The sequence below is a fragment of the Xenorhabdus miraniensis genome (genome assembly GCF_002632615.1).
This window is the reverse complement of record NZ_NITZ01000003.1, coordinates 158,622-175,267: the sequence shown is the minus strand read 5'-3', so window position 1 is coordinate 175,267 and position 16,646 is coordinate 158,622. Positions and strand designations below refer to the sequence as shown.

Below are 16,646 nucleotides of genomic sequence, written 5' to 3'. Positions count from 1 at the left end.
TAAAAAACGCTTCCATTCAGGAAGCGTTTTTTATTAATGGGTAAAAAATTATAGCGGGTATAACGCCGTTATGTTTTCCGCAATTGCAGCTCCTAACGTCTTAAGACGACATATCACTGCACTTTCATCTTCCTTAGCAAAAAACAAACATGGCTCCCCTTCCCATTCAATCACTGCACTTAGTATCTGCATATCAGCGATAGACTGATTTATAGTACGCAAAATCTCCTGTGCTTTTTCGCCTTCATGGCTTAACAACTTCAGCCCCGTCAGGCTGTTTCCTATATCTGTTTCCTCTGCTGGTATAATTTCAACTTTTGTACCAACAAACCCAGATGACCACCGATAACTTTGCGGCAGTCTGTGTACTACCGAAAGTTGGATATTATTCACGTATTATTCCTATCAGAAACAACATTAATACATCTAACCACCAGCTGTCGGTTATCGACTCGTCAAAACCGAATAACCACCCAACAGAAAAGTAAAAAAAAGGTTAAAATGAAAACCACATTATCGCACTTACTTCCCTTTTCATCCTGAAAAAGTGCGATCAAACTCGCATTTTGTATATATTTATACTGTTTAAGTAAATAATTCAACTTATTTTCACGCAATATGGCAACTTTTTATTCAAGATTCATTTACATATTTGCTTTCTTTAGACTTTACCTAACGCCAGAAAAAGATTAATTTTGTTTTTTTACAATAGGTTAATTAATAACAACACCATTATCATTTGTAGTTATGAAACCAATCGTAAAAAGTTAACAAAAAGCCAACACATTAATACTATCTGAACATAACGAAATTAATAATTTTCTACATTTATTTGATGATCACTCGGTATTTCCTGTCTATCAGTGCAACCAATCGCTTCTTTGCGCATTCAAGAAATTTTAGGAAGGAAAATGCAAAACTAGCTCTAAGCACATAAAAAACTTGAGAAAATCTATATGTTCTTATACCTAAGAGTGAAGAAGAGATAATAAACAGAAGTGATAACACAAGGCCATCCCATACAAAGAGACAGCCTTTTAGTTTTTTATTTTTGTGCCTTACGTACTTGGGTAATAAGCAGCATTCCCAATGTCGCACATAACACCATTGCTCCTACCATCGGCCAAGCACTTTCTCCTGGCATAAAAGACAAAGTAGCCCCCACCAATGCAGCAATACTAAAACGGATCGTTCCTGCCAGTGAAGAAACGGTTCCGGCCATATGAGGGTAATCGTCTAACACAACAGCCATTGTGTTAGATGTGATCATAGAAATTCCACTGATATAAATAGCAACGCCGATGACTAAAGAAATAAATCCCAGATCAAACAGGGTACTAAACAATAACCACAGCCCCATGACAAATTGGACGAGCAACCCAATGTGCAACATTTTCAATGCACCATATTTACGAACACACTGGCTATTAATGGTTGTCATAATGAACAGAAAAATAATGTTCAACCCAAAATAGTAACCAAAATTCTGTTCAGACACGCCATTTAATTTAATGTAAACAAATGGCCCGACACTCAGGAAAGAGAACATACCGGCAAAGGAAAAACCACTGGCTAAGATATAACATAATACCTGACGTTGCCGGAACAGCATAATAAACTGCATTAGCGTGTTTTTTAAATTAAAGCGCTGCCTTTTTTCCTTCGGCAATGTTTCCTTAATGAAGAAAGTGACCAAAACCGCAGAGACCACCGCTGCAATAGCGATTGACCAGAAAATGGCATGCCAGTTGAACCATATCAGCATCATCCCACCTAACATGGGAGCTAATAAGGGTGCGATAACCATCACTAATGTGACAAAAGACATGCTGCGGGAAAATTCATCTTTTGTGAACATATCACGCATCAAGGCGTTGATTACAACACCGGCAGCGGCAGCAGAAAAACCATGCAAGAAACGCATGGAAATAAAGGTATGAATATCTTGAGCTAAAGCACATGCGGCAGAAGATATGGCAAAAACAATAACTCCCCCTAAAATGATAGGCTTACGCCCCAAACTATCCGCCATTGGCCCATAAAACATTTGACCGATGGCAAAACCCAGAATATAGCTATTCTGCGTCATCTGAACCAAACCATCACTGACACCAAAATTTTCAGCGATCGTTGGCATACTTGGCAAATACATATCAATTGCCAATGGCATTAGCATAGAAAGCAAGCCAAGGATCATGACTAATCCCAAATAGGATACTCGCTGTTGTTGCACGCAGTTACTCCTGAATCAGTTGAAGGATAAGCAGTTAAAGTGTTGGCATTTGTATGCTATTAATCTCGCTATCAGTTAGCGCTCGGTACTCTCCCTGCGCTAATTCAGGATCGAGATAAATTTCACCAATTCTTTCCCGATGAAGTTCAACAACATGGTTACCCACTGCTGCAAACATTCGTTTTACTTGGTGGTAACGCCCTTCACTGATGGTCAGACGTACAATTTGGGGTTCGATAATTTCTAACTTTGCTGGTTTTGTCAGTGTTTTCTCACCATTCAACTGGACTCCTGCCAGAAATTTTTGTTCAATATCCTCCGATATCGGGTGTTCTAATGTAACAAGATAAGTTTTTTCGCAATGATGTTTAGGAGACGTAATACGATGTGACCACTGCCCATCATCCGTCAGCAAAACCAACCCGGTAGTATCAATATCCAAGCGCCCGGCCGAATGTAATTTATGGGCAACAGGTTCATCAATAAAATATAAAATCGTCGGATTTGACGGATCATCTGTCGAACACACATATCCTTGTGGCTTGTTCAGCATAAAATAGCGTGGGCCATTTAATTGTTGCAATATTGTTCCGTCATAAGCAACTTGTTGGTCGGGTTTCAATTTATAGGTGCCTGTTCTGATGACTTCACCATCGACGGTAACCAGCCTTGCTCGTAACTCACGCCCCACATCATTACGGCTAATACCTAACTGTTGAGATAAAAACTTATCCAATCGCATGAATAGATGTCCCTGATAAAAATAAATACACGTAAATATGCCTCTGATATTGCAAACATTTTCAAGGCTACTACTGTGATACTAGGTTAAACAGATAATTACCATAATAATCATCACCAAAGTAACTATAACAATAATAAATCGCTCGTTATAGCCCGTCTAATCCTAGAAAAAGAAAGAATGACAAATATTTTCTCAGCAGCAAGGCTAAATGAAAAATGTTATTCTCTACACCAATTCTCTTTTACCTGATACCTGTGACAGTAACATAAAAATGGCCTTTACTTTACGCCCTTATCAACAAGAAGCGGTAGATGCTACCATTCACTATTTTCGCCAACACAAAGAGCCGGCAGTGATTGTTTTACCAACAGGTGCAGGTAAAAGCCTCGTTATCGCTGAATTGGCAAAGTTAGCTCACGGCCGTGTTTTAGTATTGGCGCATGTTAAGGAACTTGTTGCACAGAACCATAGTAAATATTGTGCTTATGGGTTAAACGCGGATATTTTTTCTGCCGGATTAAATCAAAAACAAAGCGAAGGAAAAGTCGTTTTTGGCAGCATCCAGTCCATTGCCCGTAATCTGGAGCGTTTTGATCACCATTTTTCACTGCTAATTATTGATGAATGCCATCGCATCAGTGATGATGAAAATAGCCAATACCAGCAAATTATCCAACAACTCCAGAAAAACAATTCTCAAATACGTATTCTGGGGCTAACCGCAACGCCTTATCGTCTGGGTTATGGCTGGATATACCAATACCATTATCATGGCATGATACGCGGTGATGAACGCTGTTTTTTTCGCGATTGTATTTATGAACTTCCGTTGCGTTATATGATTAAACATCACTTTCTGGTTTCTCCGGAAAGACTGGACATGCCAATAGTTCAATATGATTTCAGTCAGGTTCGTACCAGCCAGCAAGGAATATTCAACGAATCTGAGCTAAACCGGGAGATAAAACGCCAAAAGCGCATTACGCCCCATATTATTAAACAGATTATCGATTATGCCCAAGGCCGAAAAGGTGTGATGATTTTCGCCGCTACGGTCGAACACGCCAAAGAAATTTTCCAGCTATTACCTACTGGGCAAGCTGCATTAGTCAGCGCAGATACCCCCACATCTGAACGGGATCTCTTGATCAACGCATTCAAGGAACAACGACTTCGCTATATGGTTAACGTCGCCGTACTGACAACAGGATTTGATGCGCCGCATGTAGATTTAATTGCCATATTACGGCCTACGGAATCTGTTAGCCTCTATCAGCAAATCGTCGGGCGTGGACTGCGTTTATTTCCTGATAAAAAAGATTGCCTGATCCTGGATTATGCAGGTAACCCCCACGATCTCTACACACCCGAAGTCGGTAACAGCAAACCTAATTCACAAAGCCAGCCGGTACAGGTATTTTGTCCCATCTGCCAATTTGCTAATACGTTTTGGGGAACATGTACAGCAGACGGAGAACTCATTGAGCATTTTGGGAGGCGTTGCCAAGGTTGGGAAGAGGATGAAAATGGAAAACGGCAACAATGTGATTTCCGTTTTCGTTTCAAATCATGCCCCCACTGTGGAGCAGAAAATGATATCGCGGCCCGACGCTGTAACCGCTGTGAAGAAGTATTAGTCGATCCTGATGATATGCTGAAAGCAGCCTTAAAACTTAAAGATGCGCTGGTACTGCGTTGTGGTGGAATGCAATTAACTCCTGGTCATGATAACAAAGGAGAGTGGTTGAAGATCACCTATTATGATGAAGATGGTGCGGATGTCTCAGAACTGTTCCGCTTATCCACTCCTGCTCAGAAGAAAGTATTTGAACTTCAGTTCATTCGTCAACATCAACGTGCGCCGGGAACCACTTTCCGGTGGAAAACAGCAGCAGACATAGCTCACCAACGCCCTTTATTACGCCATCCTGATTTTGTTGTTGCACGCAAAAAAGGGCAATTCTGGCAAATCCGGGAAAAAATTTTTGACTATCAGGGGCGGTTTAGACGGGCTGATGATCTGTACTAGGCTTGCCAAATAACCTGCCTGCTAACCAGCCAGATAGTGCATTTCTATTTGCTGTCATAGCGGTTTTTCGTTAGAATGCCGCCCGCTTAGCGTAATATATAACGTTAAGCCAAGTATCGAACCTGCTGCTGGGTCGCCTGTAGCAGGATTTATTTTCTTCTTTTACAGAGAAAAAATAATGTTAACTATTAATGCAGAAGTACGTAAAGAGCAGGGTAAGGGTGCGAGCCGCCGCCTGCGCAGAGCTAACAAGTTTCCAGCAATCATCTACGGTGGTAACCAAGAGCCAGTTTCTATTGAACTGGATCATGACGCAGTTATCAACCACGAAAGCAAACCAGAATTCTACGAAGTTATGACTCTGGTTGTTGATGGTAAAGAAACTAAAGTTAAAGTGCAGGCAGTACAGCGTCATCCGTTTAAACCTAAACTGACGCACATCGATTTCCTGCGTGCTTAATTAGCCACAGTCGAGCTTTTATCGGGACGCCGAGTAAATAACGCCGCAATTGCGGCGTTATTTATTTCTACGGTTTATTCTTTGGTTAATGCAGAAATTAGCGGTTACCACGACGTTGCAATTGGTCACGTAAATTTGGTGGTGTACCTTTAATCGTCAGCGTATCCGTTACTGGATCCCAAAAAATCCGCTCTCCCATTAACATGGCATCAAAATTGATGGTTAATCCTCCACCACTGCCCGCGAATTTTGTCAACTGACGCAATGTCCCACGATCGGCTGGAAAACTATCTTCCAATTCATACCCTTGTTCCTGCGAGAACTGCTGAAAATTTTTCTCACCCAATGGCGGTAATTCCTGGGATAATTCTTCAAGCTTAATCTCCTCACCGGCCTGTAACTGTTCATTACAATAACCATAGACTTGTTGACGATAAGCCTGGCGTTCATTTTTATCCAATTGCGCCGATTCGCAATAATCATCCACCGCCTGCAATAATCCTTTATTCTGTACTTTCGCATTCATACCTTCACTGGCAGCAAGGAAATCCATAAAGAAGTCAGAAACTTTGCGCCCTACCCGTCCTTTCAGGAAAGTCAGATAACGGCTGGATTCAGGATTAGTTTCCCATTCAGTCAGATCAATTCTTGCTACGATATCTGCATGAGGAATATCAAGGTACTGCGTTGTGTTCACATCCAACTCTTCATTGACGGACATACTGTTACAACTATTCAGAACTGCAATCAGCAAATATTCCACGGCAAGATATCGATATTGGCAAAACAGAACCGTTCCACCCTCCGCAAAAGGATACTTTGCCAGCTCATCTTTCAGGCGAACCGTTGCAGCCCGACTAAAACCGAGAAAATCGTCATCACCTTTACGCATATGACGGAGAGATTCCGCCAATTCACTCTCTTCATTGAACAAACCATAGGCTTTACTTTTTGCACTATATACACGATGTAATTCAGCCATCATCTCTTCAACCACTTGATTAGTCTCTAGCAGAGAATCACGCAAAATGACTTCCAACGTTTGTTCATCACGTTTAATCAGCCGATGTAACGCGATCTGGGTAATGTCCAGACTCATTATTTATACTCCTTTTGCAGCTTTGGCTACCTATGGAACCTTGCGATTAGCGGCGTATTCAAACACCGTTGCCTCTTTGCTGCAACCAAAAACCCCAATGATTAAAAAGTGTTCAAAATTTAATGGCTAATGCTCAATATATCGAAGGCTAAAACGATGCAGCAGATTAGATAATTACAACAATACCCACGATAGGGAATTAATTTGTCATAAAAAAGCAGAAAATTACTCCTCTATACGGTAAGATATAGGGCTTTGTACATTCAGGATATTTGATTTATGCCACAGTCGTCTCGCTATAGCGATGAAAAAGTTGAACATTTATTAACTGAATTAATAAATGTTTTCGAGAAAAATCATGCGCCAACTGACCTTACTCTGATGGTATTGGGCAATATGGTAACGAATTTGATCAATACGAGCATTGCTCCTGCACAACGCAGACATATCGCAGACTCGTTTGCACGCGCATTACAATCTTCAATTAACGAAGATAAAGCGCACTAATTTCAATTAATACCTTAATGTAAAGAAAATATGGTGACTAGCCGTCAGCATTACCGCGAAAAAGTTTCTCAGATGATCAGTTGGGGACACTGGTTCGCCCTGTTCAACATCATGTTCAGTCTTGTGCTGGGCAGTCGCTATTTATTTGCATCTGACTGGCCGGGTTCACTGTTTGGGCGTATCTACGCGCTAGTCAGTTGGCTCGGTCATTTCAGCTTTATTATCTTTGCTATCTACTTACTTATTTTATTTCCGCTGACATTCGTCGTTATATCCCAGCGGTTACTCAGGTTTCTTTCAGCCGCACTGGCAACGGCGGGCCTAACGCTGCTGATATTCGACTCTTCTGTCTATGTTCGTTTTCACCTGCACTTAACTCCATTAGTCTGGGATTTAGTCACTAACCCGGAACAAGGGGAATTAACAAGGGAATGGCAACTGATGTTCATCTGTATCCCCATCATTTTCTTGATACAGATGCTCTTCGGTACATGGAGTTGGCAAAAGTTGCGTAGCCTCAATCGCCAACGATTCGGAAAACCACTGGCAGCGGTATTTATCACCGCTTTTGTCGCTTCCCATCTCATGTATATCTGGGCAGACGCCAATTTTTACCGTCCCATTACCATGCAACGGTCAAACCTACCGCTTTCTTATCCAATGACCGCACGTAAGTTCCTTGAAAAACATGGCCTATTGGATCATCAAGAATACCAACGCCGCATTAATCAGCAAGGAAACCCTGCCGCCTTGAGCATCAACTATCCATTGAATAACTTATCCTATCAGGATACTGGGCGCGGCTATAACCTACTGCTACTCGTTGTGGATGGGCTGGATAACCAAGATATCATCAATGATATGCCGGCCCTGGAACAATTTGCAAAAAACAACATCCAGTTTACTCAACATTTCAGCACGGGTATTCAGGACGACACTGCATTGTTTGGTTTATTCTATGGCATATCATCGGGTTATCTAGACGGTGTTCTTAATGCGAGGAAACCATCCGCACTTGTTGATGCACTGACGCATCAAGGATATCAATTTGGCCTGTTCTCTTCCGATGGATTCCAAACCCCGCTTTATCGTCAAGCGATATTGACTGATTACTCACTGCCAAACACAGGTAAGCAAGACGATAACTTAGCCGTGACACAATGGCGTCAATGGCTGAATCTACGCAACGATTCTGCACCATGGTTCTCATTTCTGGATATTAATGGCGTTACTCATACATCGGGTAAATTCGACAAGAAAGCGCTGGATACTGAAATCCACAACATTTTAGACTCCTTGAAAAATAAAGGCGTTCTAGATAAAACCATCGTTGTGATTACAGCCAAGCAGAGTGAAGAGACAATAAATCGCTCTCCGCAATGGATTACTGATAACAAATTCAACCGCGAACAAATTCACGTTCCTCTGATAATTCACTGGCCGGGTACACCTGCACAAGTTATCGACAAACTGACCAGTCATCAGGATGTCATGACCACACTAATGCAACGTTTACTGCACGTTGGCAACTCTCCAGAAGATTACTCACAAGGTGAAGATCTTTTTAACGCCCAGAGAGAAAACCCGTGGCTTATTACTGGTGATAATGGTTCATTGATAATTACGACGGCTAAAAATACGATCTATCTTTCCAGAGATGGGGAATATTACCTGTATGATTTAGACGGTAATGAAATTCAGGGTTCCAAACCAAATCTTGCCCAACTATTACAGATACTAACTGAAGTGAAACGTTTTTTAGCAAACTAATCGTTTAAAAATCAATCACTCACCAAATTAAGGGCTTGCTTTGAAAATAAAAAACGGTACTATAGGAACAGTCGTCGGCATGTAGCGCAGCCTGGTAGCGCACCGTCATGGGGTGTCGGGGGTCGTAGGTTCAAATCCTATCATGCCGACCAAATTTCCCCAGAAAAACCAACCTGTTATGGTTGGTTTTTTTATATCTGAAATTTACTTGAGTAAAAACTAGGGAAAAATCCACGGCAAAAAATAATGCAATCTCGTATTCTTAGCATGCGCTTGTCTTAACCAGAATATCCTCTTTTCTTACCTGCCCTTTCCTTAACTCTGTGAAGGAACTCCCACTAAAATAAGTTAGCATTTTTTATTAACCTACGTTCCCCCTGCCACAAGTTCCACCTCGAATCCTCCGGCATCTGGACACAGGCGTCTCACTGACCTTCTGGAATATCACAAAACTCTCCATCGGCATAGTAAACCTTTTCTCCGTCCACGATAGATTTTATCCGCCAATTTTGAAACCAGTTCAGACAAATGGATATGCTGACTATAGAAAGTTTCAATCGTGATGCCGCAGTAAAGCCAGCCTCCAAACTATTTGTTGGAGAACCAGCTTACTAAAAAATAATATTATGATTCAGATGATAATGCAGATACAGAAGCTGAATAAAGGTAAGCAGACCATTCGCTATACTGGCAAACAAACACAGAAACAGCTTTTGATGATAATGGGTTTGCTAATTTCCTAACTTTTTCTCTGATCTCTGAAGCGGAGTTTAACGAGTTTCCAACATAAGTCCCTGTAGGTAGAGCCATTACTTCACCATTGGCATAAGTAATTGTTCTCCTAAAATCAATTAACCCCATTAATTCATGAAGTGAATTGTGCTCCCTTGAGCCTGCACCAAAAAGCTCTACACGAACCAGATAAGCAGCCATATACAGTCCTCTCTTTTATTTAAGAAATAACCAAAACATCTATTTTTTTGATTACAGAAAGTTATAGCCACATTCCGCCCTTTCCAAGAGTGTTGTGGTTAATGGTAAATTTAGCAGGCATTAATATGGTCACGCCATATCAATAAATCACAGTGATTTGAGAAAATAGCCACACTAACTAAGGTAGTGTTAATGAAATCAAAGTTTAGTGGTCACTTTGATAATATATTTTCTATTCTTGGAATATTTACCTCACCAACTGAGAAAAGAAAAAACGATCAATCCATGAAGATTCTCTATGATAAAAGAATAATACTCCTCTATTGATTATTTCCCTAATCTATCGATATATTAGGAACTACGATAATGCCAATAATGATTTTTTATGATAATTTTCCATCCAGCGGATTGCATAATCCAGTATTTCTTTAGCAGGAATAAGTAGTGTATTAGCAGAACCAATAACACCTTTAAGAGACTCTGAATGGGAATGACAAAATTGCTCAACAATATCTTTAAAATAGCCTTCAGGAAATAATTCACAAACCGGATCTATCGTGTCAAATTCTTCTAGTTTAATCCATTCTACATAACCATTTTGAAACAGAGGAATTTCCATTTTACGAATATGTTTATTTGGAATATTTGCCAAGTGTTCAGCATGATGTAATAAGCTCATTGTTTCATATGGAGCACCAATCATAAGAATTTTCCCCTGACAGGCTACAAATTTCGCAAATGGTGAGTTATTACCATATCCATAATTTATTGAATGATTCTCTACGAAGTGGTTGGCATCATTTCCAATAGCAACTACAGATGCGCCAGGATTTTGACTTCGAACTGCTCCTCTTGTTGTTCTGACACTCTCAGCAAATACGCCATGATCTCTGCTTGCTCGTGAAAATAATGGGTCATACGGCATAATTTCAGTTTTTAGTTCAAGCGGCACACAGCCATTTTCATCCATACTATCTTCGTAATTTTGTTCCCAGTTTGTATAACATAATAATGTCCCTTTCTCCCCTATAGCAGTTAAAATCGCCTGAATAAGATCATCTGCACCATTTAAACAATACCCGACAGAGCGCATAGAAACGTGGGACATAACAACATCACCCGGTTTTATACCCATCTTTAGGATCTGTTCAACGAGTGCCGATTGAGTCCAATATTTATCTTCACCTATTTTGATCATACGTTTTCCTTATATTTTAGATGAAACCAGTTAAACTAATAATGTTTAGTGAATTCGCATCATAAAAATTTTTTATACATCATGATTATTTTTTACTTACTCAGTTAAAACATCCCTCTAATCTATTCTCTAAAATCTAAACCCATTTCCAGATAATCATATACCCTAAAGATATCATTACCACCTTTTGTTTAAGGTTGGTTTATTGCATATTTTACCATTTAGGTCTACTTTATTTACGTGTACTGAATACCCTACTTGTTTAGTACACCCTCATTTGCTTCTTATTTCGCTCTTTCCCTCCCTACATACAGGGAGGGGTTTTTCTTGATCGATGCTGCACCACAATAATATTTAACCTATCGGCATAATCCCATCAGTCCAACAACCATCATTTTCTTAGGAAGATATTTCTATCACACCCTTATCATAAATTAAGAATTTATAATTGACTAATTTTGTTATAAATATCTTTATGCCTTTCCATAAAAAATGAATTAAATTTCATACATACCGATTAATATTATAACACTAATTAAAGTTACTTATTTTACAGTCAAGTACGGAAAAAATAGGAACTCCACATGAACATTAAAAAGTCATTATTTTTAGTGGGATTGACCGCTGTTAGTGCAACCCCATTCTTTAGTATTGCCGAGCCTTCCTCTCGTCATGGATATATCGATACACCACCAAGCAGAGCACTTCTATGCTCTAAACGCGTTAACAAAGAGTGTGGTCCCATCATGTATGAGCCACAATCTGTTGAAGGCGTCAAAGGCTTTCCACAAGGCGGCCCACCTGACGGACAAATTGCCAGTGGTGGCGTTGGTCAGTTCAATCAACTCAATGAACAAAGTGCTGATCGCTGGCATCATGTCAACCTCAATAAAGGTTCTAATGAATTTATATGGGTATTAACAGCCCGGCATAGCTCCACTTCATGGCAATATTTCATTACTAAACCTGATTGGGACCCAAATAAGCCACTAACTCGCGCACAGTTTGATTTAAAACCCTTCTGTGAGCGTTTTGATAGTGGGAAAAGACCTGCCGAAAAAGTCAAAATAACCTGTAATATTCCGGAACGCTCAGGATATCATGTTATTCTCGGTACATGGACAATTGACGACACCAATAATGCTTTCTATCAAGTTATTGATGCTGATATTAAATAATATTTTTAAATTAAAAAGTGCTGGGCAATCACCAGCACTTTTATCTAAAAAAACAAAATATTTTCAGGTAATATTTATTTTCCAACTCAACCCTACTCTTTTAAAAAATATGAAAAAATCAACTATTCTTAGAATTGCCAGACCAACAGATAACCTTGTTAAAATTGCGGATATGTATTGTCAGGGTTTAAATTTCACCATATTGGGTGAATTCAAAGATCATGATGGTTTTGATGGTATTATGTTAGGGCATTCTAATCATTCTTGGCATCTGGAATTCACGCATCATCACAATACATATGTTGGAAAAGCACCGACGAAAGATAATTTATTAGCATTTTATATTGAAGATGAACTTGAATGGCAAGCACAAATAAAATCAATGCAAGAAGCCGGTTTTACTCTCGTGCCTTCTTATAATCCTTATTGGGATAAGCATGGAAAGACATTTGAAGATATTGATGGCTATCGCGTTGTATTACAAAATAGTGCTTCAGAAGTTTAAGCAATTTCATAGTTAGTTTAATGCTAAAAATTATTTATTTTAATATTAATCACTTATACCCAACAGATTTCAAGTTACATCGCGATGGTAAGGAAACGAATCCCCAAAAGCATAATTAACTATGCGGCTGAGGTAAGTGAGCAAATCCAACAAAGATGCAACTTGGAAGATGACGGGTATATAGCATTTTAAGTTTAAATCTGCTTATGAAAGGAATGTTTGCTGTTCTGACTCCCTTCTACGGAGTAGATCCGGTATTTTTCGTCCATCAGCTCGATCCCATTTCAAAAATTCTCTGGCAGCGCCTTGATAATCACCTACATTCAATTTTTTTAACAACGTTGAATAGGTAAAATTACCAATCCCCAGATTGAAAATAAACGAGCATAAAGCATCAAATTGACCCTGTGTTAGAGATACTTTAACTAATCGATGGATAGCATCATAAATCGGGAGAAGATCTTGATACAAAAATGCTTCTGCTTGTTGCGCGGTAATCACTTGTCCAGGTTTGACTCCCTTTGTATGACCATATCCAATTGTCCACGGTTCGGCTCCAGTGGCGGGATCTGGATATGCTTTCAATTTCAATCCTTCATAGCTTTTGAGTTTATTAATACCATTTTCACTGATTTCCATTCATTTTCTCCGCTTGCTAGGTCGAGCATCGAACACCAAGTCAAGGTCAGTATAAAAAACAATCTAAACATAAAGTATAGACGAAAAAAAAATCAGTAAAGGCGCTATAATAGACAAGTTATAGAATTCTCACAAAGCACCAACAACAAAAATATACATAAATTTCAAATAGATGATGAAACTTGCAAATTTTTTTTAAATTTTAAAAAAATAATTTAATAAATATCTTGACTCTTTTTGTTTTGAGCATAAAATCTTCCCCAGAATTTAGATTTTCGTGAAGTAAATCACAATTTATAACCCTCAAGGACATCATCATGAAATCTGTAAAATCTTTCCTCTCGAACGTACACTGTGTTGTTATTCGCTTATCAGCAACTCGCTTTATGTAAGCACTCACCTTATATAACGCACTGTGCAGACAGAGATAAGCCAGTTATTCATAAAACTGGCTTTTTTATCGCCTGTTCAGACCTAATGTAAATATTTTCTATTCCATATCACTATCCATTCTCTTTTAATTGAACTATCATTCCGAGAAGTTTGCTTTACACAGACCATAATTATTATTTCTATAGCAACCAGCTTTCAGAATTCACTTTAATACTGAGATAATTTTATGAATTTAATGGATTTTCATAGTTTGAAGTTAAAATCAGAATTGGGAATACTTGAGATTCTCTTACACCTTATTATCTGGCTTTTGATTATATTACTTACCGTAGGATTAGGTGCTTTTGTATTTCCTTACTATATGACTCGTTTTATCATTAGTAAAACGCATGTTATTGACCGAGATAGTGGGAAAATTATCGGTAAATTAGATTGTGATATCAACTTAGTTCAAATACTGGGTTACGTCATCATTTGGGCTATTCTCTCTTTTATTACATTTGGGGTTTTATATTTTGTATACCTTTACAAAATCATCGTGCATTGCATTAATCATACACGAGTAATTTCTGAATAGATCGTGGTTAAATACACAACAAAAAGCCTGAACCTTATAAAACAAAGAGTTCAGGCGAAATGATCATTCATACAATGATCGCCAATAGATAAATTAGTTTAAAAAATAAGTGATATATAAAGAGACATAACGAATATGGGTAAATGAAAATTTAGAAACGATAACCTACACCCAATACCCAAGTTCCAAGTTTGGCTTCTTTTAAATTTGCATATGAATATGAAGCATCAATAGCCCAGCTAGGAGTAAGGTTAAATTGTAAACCCGCGCCGTAAGATAATGCGGTTTTTTTATGATTATCTTTATCTCCTGATGCAGAAAAACCAGCTTCACTGCGAATCGCACCAATCAGACCATATGCACTGATATAATCGTTAAAACGGTAGGTTGGGCCAGCCATCAAAGATGTATTTCTCCACCTGAATTTTGATGATGAACCAAAATAATTATACTCATGCACATATTGGGTATAAGTTAATGAACCGATAACACCAAGTTTTTCATTAAACTCATAACGATATTTTAGATTTAATCCATACTGGTTTGTACTTAATTTCTCATCATTATGGTAGATTTCCTTACCATTATTCAATGATGCGTTACTCTGAGCATACCCTACAGAAATAGTACTTTTATTACTATTGCTTGCGCAGGCATTAAAAGTAAGCATAGATAATCCCACAGCGATAGAAGCTGTTAATAGTGTTGTTTTCATAAATAAAAATTCTCTGTCATTTACGTTTGATGTATTCGTCTTACCAAGAAAAGCTTTCGGAATATACAGATCTTATATCAGGAATTCAACTATAAGCGGAAGAACATCAATTTATCCCCAAAAATTACACCAACAAAATAACAATGATGATAAATTTTATTTAAATTCAAATTATTACATAGAAAAACATCTGTTTTAGATGTCCCAAAACCACCCATAAACTCATATAAATAAAAGTACACAATTTATAAAAACATTTATTTATCAAATGGTTAAGAAAAAACAATTTATTTATAATATTAGGATATTTCCTAGTATTAAAATAATGCAATGTGTAATTAGTTGACACTTTGTCCTTTAATAATTCTTAATTATAAATAGAATAAATGTATCACCAAAAGAAATAAATCAATTAATCATCAATTTTTTAGTTTTCAATCAGGAAAAGTTTATTGATGAGTAATCATTGAATAGATTCTCAAGGCATCTGAACGAATAATCTGGCAACTACATCATAAGCTTTTATTCTCATATGAGAATTTATTATTTCTATACAATAAGCTTCAAGTTGCGGCTTTTTTGGCTGTGCCGCAACTCAAAACTTATTTGATATACTTCATGGAAAATCGTTATTTATTATCCAAAATACTTTTCGACTAAAGCATATAAAATGGCAATGGTTTCTATATCAGGCACACCATCATAAGATGATGGACGGAAGTGCATTTGGAATGCCATAATTAAGGACCGAAAGTTCTCATTTTCTTCTGCACCTGAAATATCATAACCATAACCCTTAAGTTGTTCTAAAATCGCAGCGGTATCAGGCAAGCAATAAGAAAATTGTTCGATATATTTTTGTTTAGTCTCTTCGTCATACCATGCCCCAACACCTGCATCATATAACTCTTTCCATGGGAAAGCTGGGCCCGGATCTGTTTTTCTCTGCCAGGCAATATCTGAATGCCCTACTACATGGGTTGGATGAATATCTGGATAACGCTGGACTATATTAATGGCCAGTACCTTAACCGCGTCAATTTGATCGGGATGGTAAGGGGGAAAAGTCAGCACACCACTTTCATCACTAGCTTCATTCACAATCTCAATACCAATAGAAGTATCATTTAGGCTTTCTCTTCCTGCCCAATAACTCACTCCAGCATGCCAAGCTCTTTCAAGTTCATCTACGAGATTGAAAATATGAATTTCTCTAAATCCAGCGGCCTGATAAGTCGGATCATCAGGGTTCGGAACTAAGTAATGAGCACTGACCAGATTCCCTGTCAATGCCTGAATGGATCTTTCGAAATTCAGGGCGGTGTAATGCATAACTAAAAAGCGGGAACGTCGATTAAAGCTTTTGATTGAACGATATGAAACATAATCAATTTTATACATTATTGTTACTCCATTGGTTTTGCGATGTAACGCAGTGAATATCAAATCGCTGTAAAAAACGCATTCCATATTGCTGGTATGATAAATCAACAAAAAAACACTTATCAGGCAAATGATTAAAGCATAAAAAATAATCTTAACCTATAAAATCACTAATATAAATGTCTCTTGTTTTTGATAAATAGCTCACTGTGGTAAGATATGCGAAATAGTAAACAACATGCCAATAAAAAACCATTATTAACAAATTTCTAGTTTCGGAAT

The 16,646-nt window shown here is 38.2% G+C and carries 16 protein-coding genes and 1 tRNA gene; 8 read left to right on the top strand and 9 right to left on the bottom strand.

Annotated elements, in window-relative coordinates; all coding sequences use genetic code 11:
* Nucleotides 1-48: 48 nt before the first annotated feature.
* From Xmir_RS04315 to rsuA, 3 genes are all read right to left on the bottom strand, one after another.
* The gene (locus Xmir_RS04315) at nt 49-393 is read right to left on the bottom strand and encodes a YejG family protein (RefSeq protein WP_099113191.1); all 345 of its coding nucleotides are present in this window, start codon (nt 391-393) and stop codon (nt 49-51) included.
* A 652-nt stretch (nt 394-1,045) separates the two neighbouring features.
* A complete protein-coding gene (locus Xmir_RS04310; protein WP_099113190.1) occupies nt 1,046-2,233 on the bottom strand; it encodes a Bcr/CflA family multidrug efflux MFS transporter in 1,188 nt (395 codons plus the stop codon).
* A gap of 34 nt (nt 2,234-2,267) precedes the next feature.
* The gene (rsuA, locus tag Xmir_RS04305; protein WP_099113189.1) at nt 2,268-2,975 is read right to left on the bottom strand and encodes a 16S rRNA pseudouridine(516) synthase RsuA; all 708 of its coding nucleotides are present in this window, start codon (nt 2,973-2,975) and stop codon (nt 2,268-2,270) included.
* A 274-nt stretch (nt 2,976-3,249) separates the two neighbouring features.
* Between rsuA and radD the strand changes: the two genes are divergently transcribed.
* Both radD and rplY read left to right on the top strand, forming a co-directional pair.
* Nucleotides 3,250-5,007: a DNA repair helicase RadD gene (gene radD, locus Xmir_RS04300; protein ID WP_099113339.1), complete on the top strand. Its 1,758-nt coding sequence runs from the start codon at nt 3,250-3,252 to the stop codon at nt 5,005-5,007.
* 178 nt (nt 5,008-5,185) lie between these two features.
* On the top strand, nt 5,186-5,467 hold the full coding sequence (gene rplY / locus Xmir_RS04295; RefSeq protein WP_038235979.1) for a 50S ribosomal protein L25: 282 nt from the start codon (nt 5,186-5,188) through the stop codon (nt 5,465-5,467).
* Nucleotides 5,468-5,564: 97 nt separating this feature from the next.
* Here the strand turns inward: rplY and yejK are convergent, their stop codons facing one another.
* Nucleotides 5,565-6,566 carry a nucleoid-associated protein YejK gene (gene yejK / locus Xmir_RS04290; protein WP_099113188.1) on the bottom strand — a complete coding sequence of 334 codons (1,002 nt, stop codon included), beginning with the start codon at nt 6,564-6,566 and terminating at the stop codon, nt 5,565-5,567.
* A gap of 279 nt (nt 6,567-6,845) precedes the next feature.
* Here yejK and Xmir_RS04285 point away from each other — a divergent pair, with 279 nt between their 5' ends.
* From Xmir_RS04285 to Xmir_RS04275, 3 genes are all read left to right on the top strand, one after another.
* Nucleotides 6,846-7,073, top strand: a complete 228-nt coding sequence (locus Xmir_RS04285; RefSeq protein ID WP_047964219.1) for a YejL family protein — start codon at nt 6,846-6,848, stop codon at nt 7,071-7,073.
* A gap of 30 nt (nt 7,074-7,103) precedes the next feature.
* On the top strand, nt 7,104-8,843 hold the full coding sequence (gene yejM / locus Xmir_RS04280) for an LPS biosynthesis-modulating metalloenzyme YejM (protein WP_099113187.1): 1,740 nt from the start codon (nt 7,104-7,106) through the stop codon (nt 8,841-8,843).
* Nucleotides 8,844-8,918: 75 nt separating this feature from the next.
* Nucleotides 8,919-8,995, top strand: a tRNA-Pro gene (locus Xmir_RS04275).
* A gap of 472 nt (nt 8,996-9,467) precedes the next feature.
* Here Xmir_RS04275 and ghoS read toward each other — a convergent pair.
* Complete coding sequence (gene ghoS, locus Xmir_RS04270; RefSeq protein ID WP_099113186.1) at nt 9,468-9,776, bottom strand: type V toxin-antitoxin system endoribonuclease antitoxin GhoS; 309 nt, start codon at nt 9,774-9,776, stop codon at nt 9,468-9,470.
* Between the two features lie 358 nt (nt 9,777-10,134).
* The gene (gene aac(3) / locus Xmir_RS04265; protein WP_099113185.1) at nt 10,135-10,974 is read right to left on the bottom strand and encodes an aminoglycoside 3-N-acetyltransferase; all 840 of its coding nucleotides are present in this window, start codon (nt 10,972-10,974) and stop codon (nt 10,135-10,137) included.
* Nucleotides 10,975-11,558: 584 nt separating this feature from the next.
* On the opposite strand from aac(3), the gene Xmir_RS04260 reads away from it, so the two are divergent.
* Nucleotides 11,559-12,152 carry a lytic polysaccharide monooxygenase gene (locus Xmir_RS04260; protein WP_099113184.1) on the top strand — a complete coding sequence of 198 codons (594 nt, stop codon included), beginning with the start codon at nt 11,559-11,561 and terminating at the stop codon, nt 12,150-12,152.
* A 109-nt stretch (nt 12,153-12,261) separates the two neighbouring features.
* Entirely contained in the window at nt 12,262-12,657 is a 396-nt protein-coding gene (locus Xmir_RS04255; protein WP_099113338.1) for a VOC family protein, read from the top strand.
* 204 nt (nt 12,658-12,861) lie between these two features.
* On the opposite strand, the gene Xmir_RS04250 is transcribed toward Xmir_RS04255, so the two are convergent.
* Nucleotides 12,862-13,296, bottom strand: coding sequence for a lysozyme (locus tag Xmir_RS04250; RefSeq protein ID WP_099113183.1), 435 nt, complete (start codon nt 13,294-13,296; stop codon nt 12,862-12,864).
* A gap of 619 nt (nt 13,297-13,915) precedes the next feature.
* Between Xmir_RS04250 and Xmir_RS33290 the strand changes: the two genes are divergently transcribed.
* Nucleotides 13,916-14,266 (top strand): DUF6693 family protein, encoded by a 351-nt coding sequence (locus Xmir_RS33290; protein ID WP_422646028.1) that lies wholly within the window; start codon nt 13,916-13,918, stop codon nt 14,264-14,266.
* A 151-nt stretch (nt 14,267-14,417) separates the two neighbouring features.
* Here Xmir_RS33290 and Xmir_RS04240 read toward each other — a convergent pair whose 3' ends face one another.
* Complete coding sequence (locus Xmir_RS04240) at nt 14,418-14,981, bottom strand: Ail/Lom family outer membrane beta-barrel protein (protein WP_099113182.1); 564 nt, start codon at nt 14,979-14,981, stop codon at nt 14,418-14,420.
* A 636-nt stretch (nt 14,982-15,617) separates the two neighbouring features.
* A complete protein-coding gene (locus Xmir_RS04235) occupies nt 15,618-16,382 on the bottom strand; it encodes an N-acetylmuramoyl-L-alanine amidase (protein ID WP_099113181.1) in 765 nt (254 codons plus the stop codon).
* Nucleotides 16,383-16,646 lie beyond the last annotated feature (264 nt).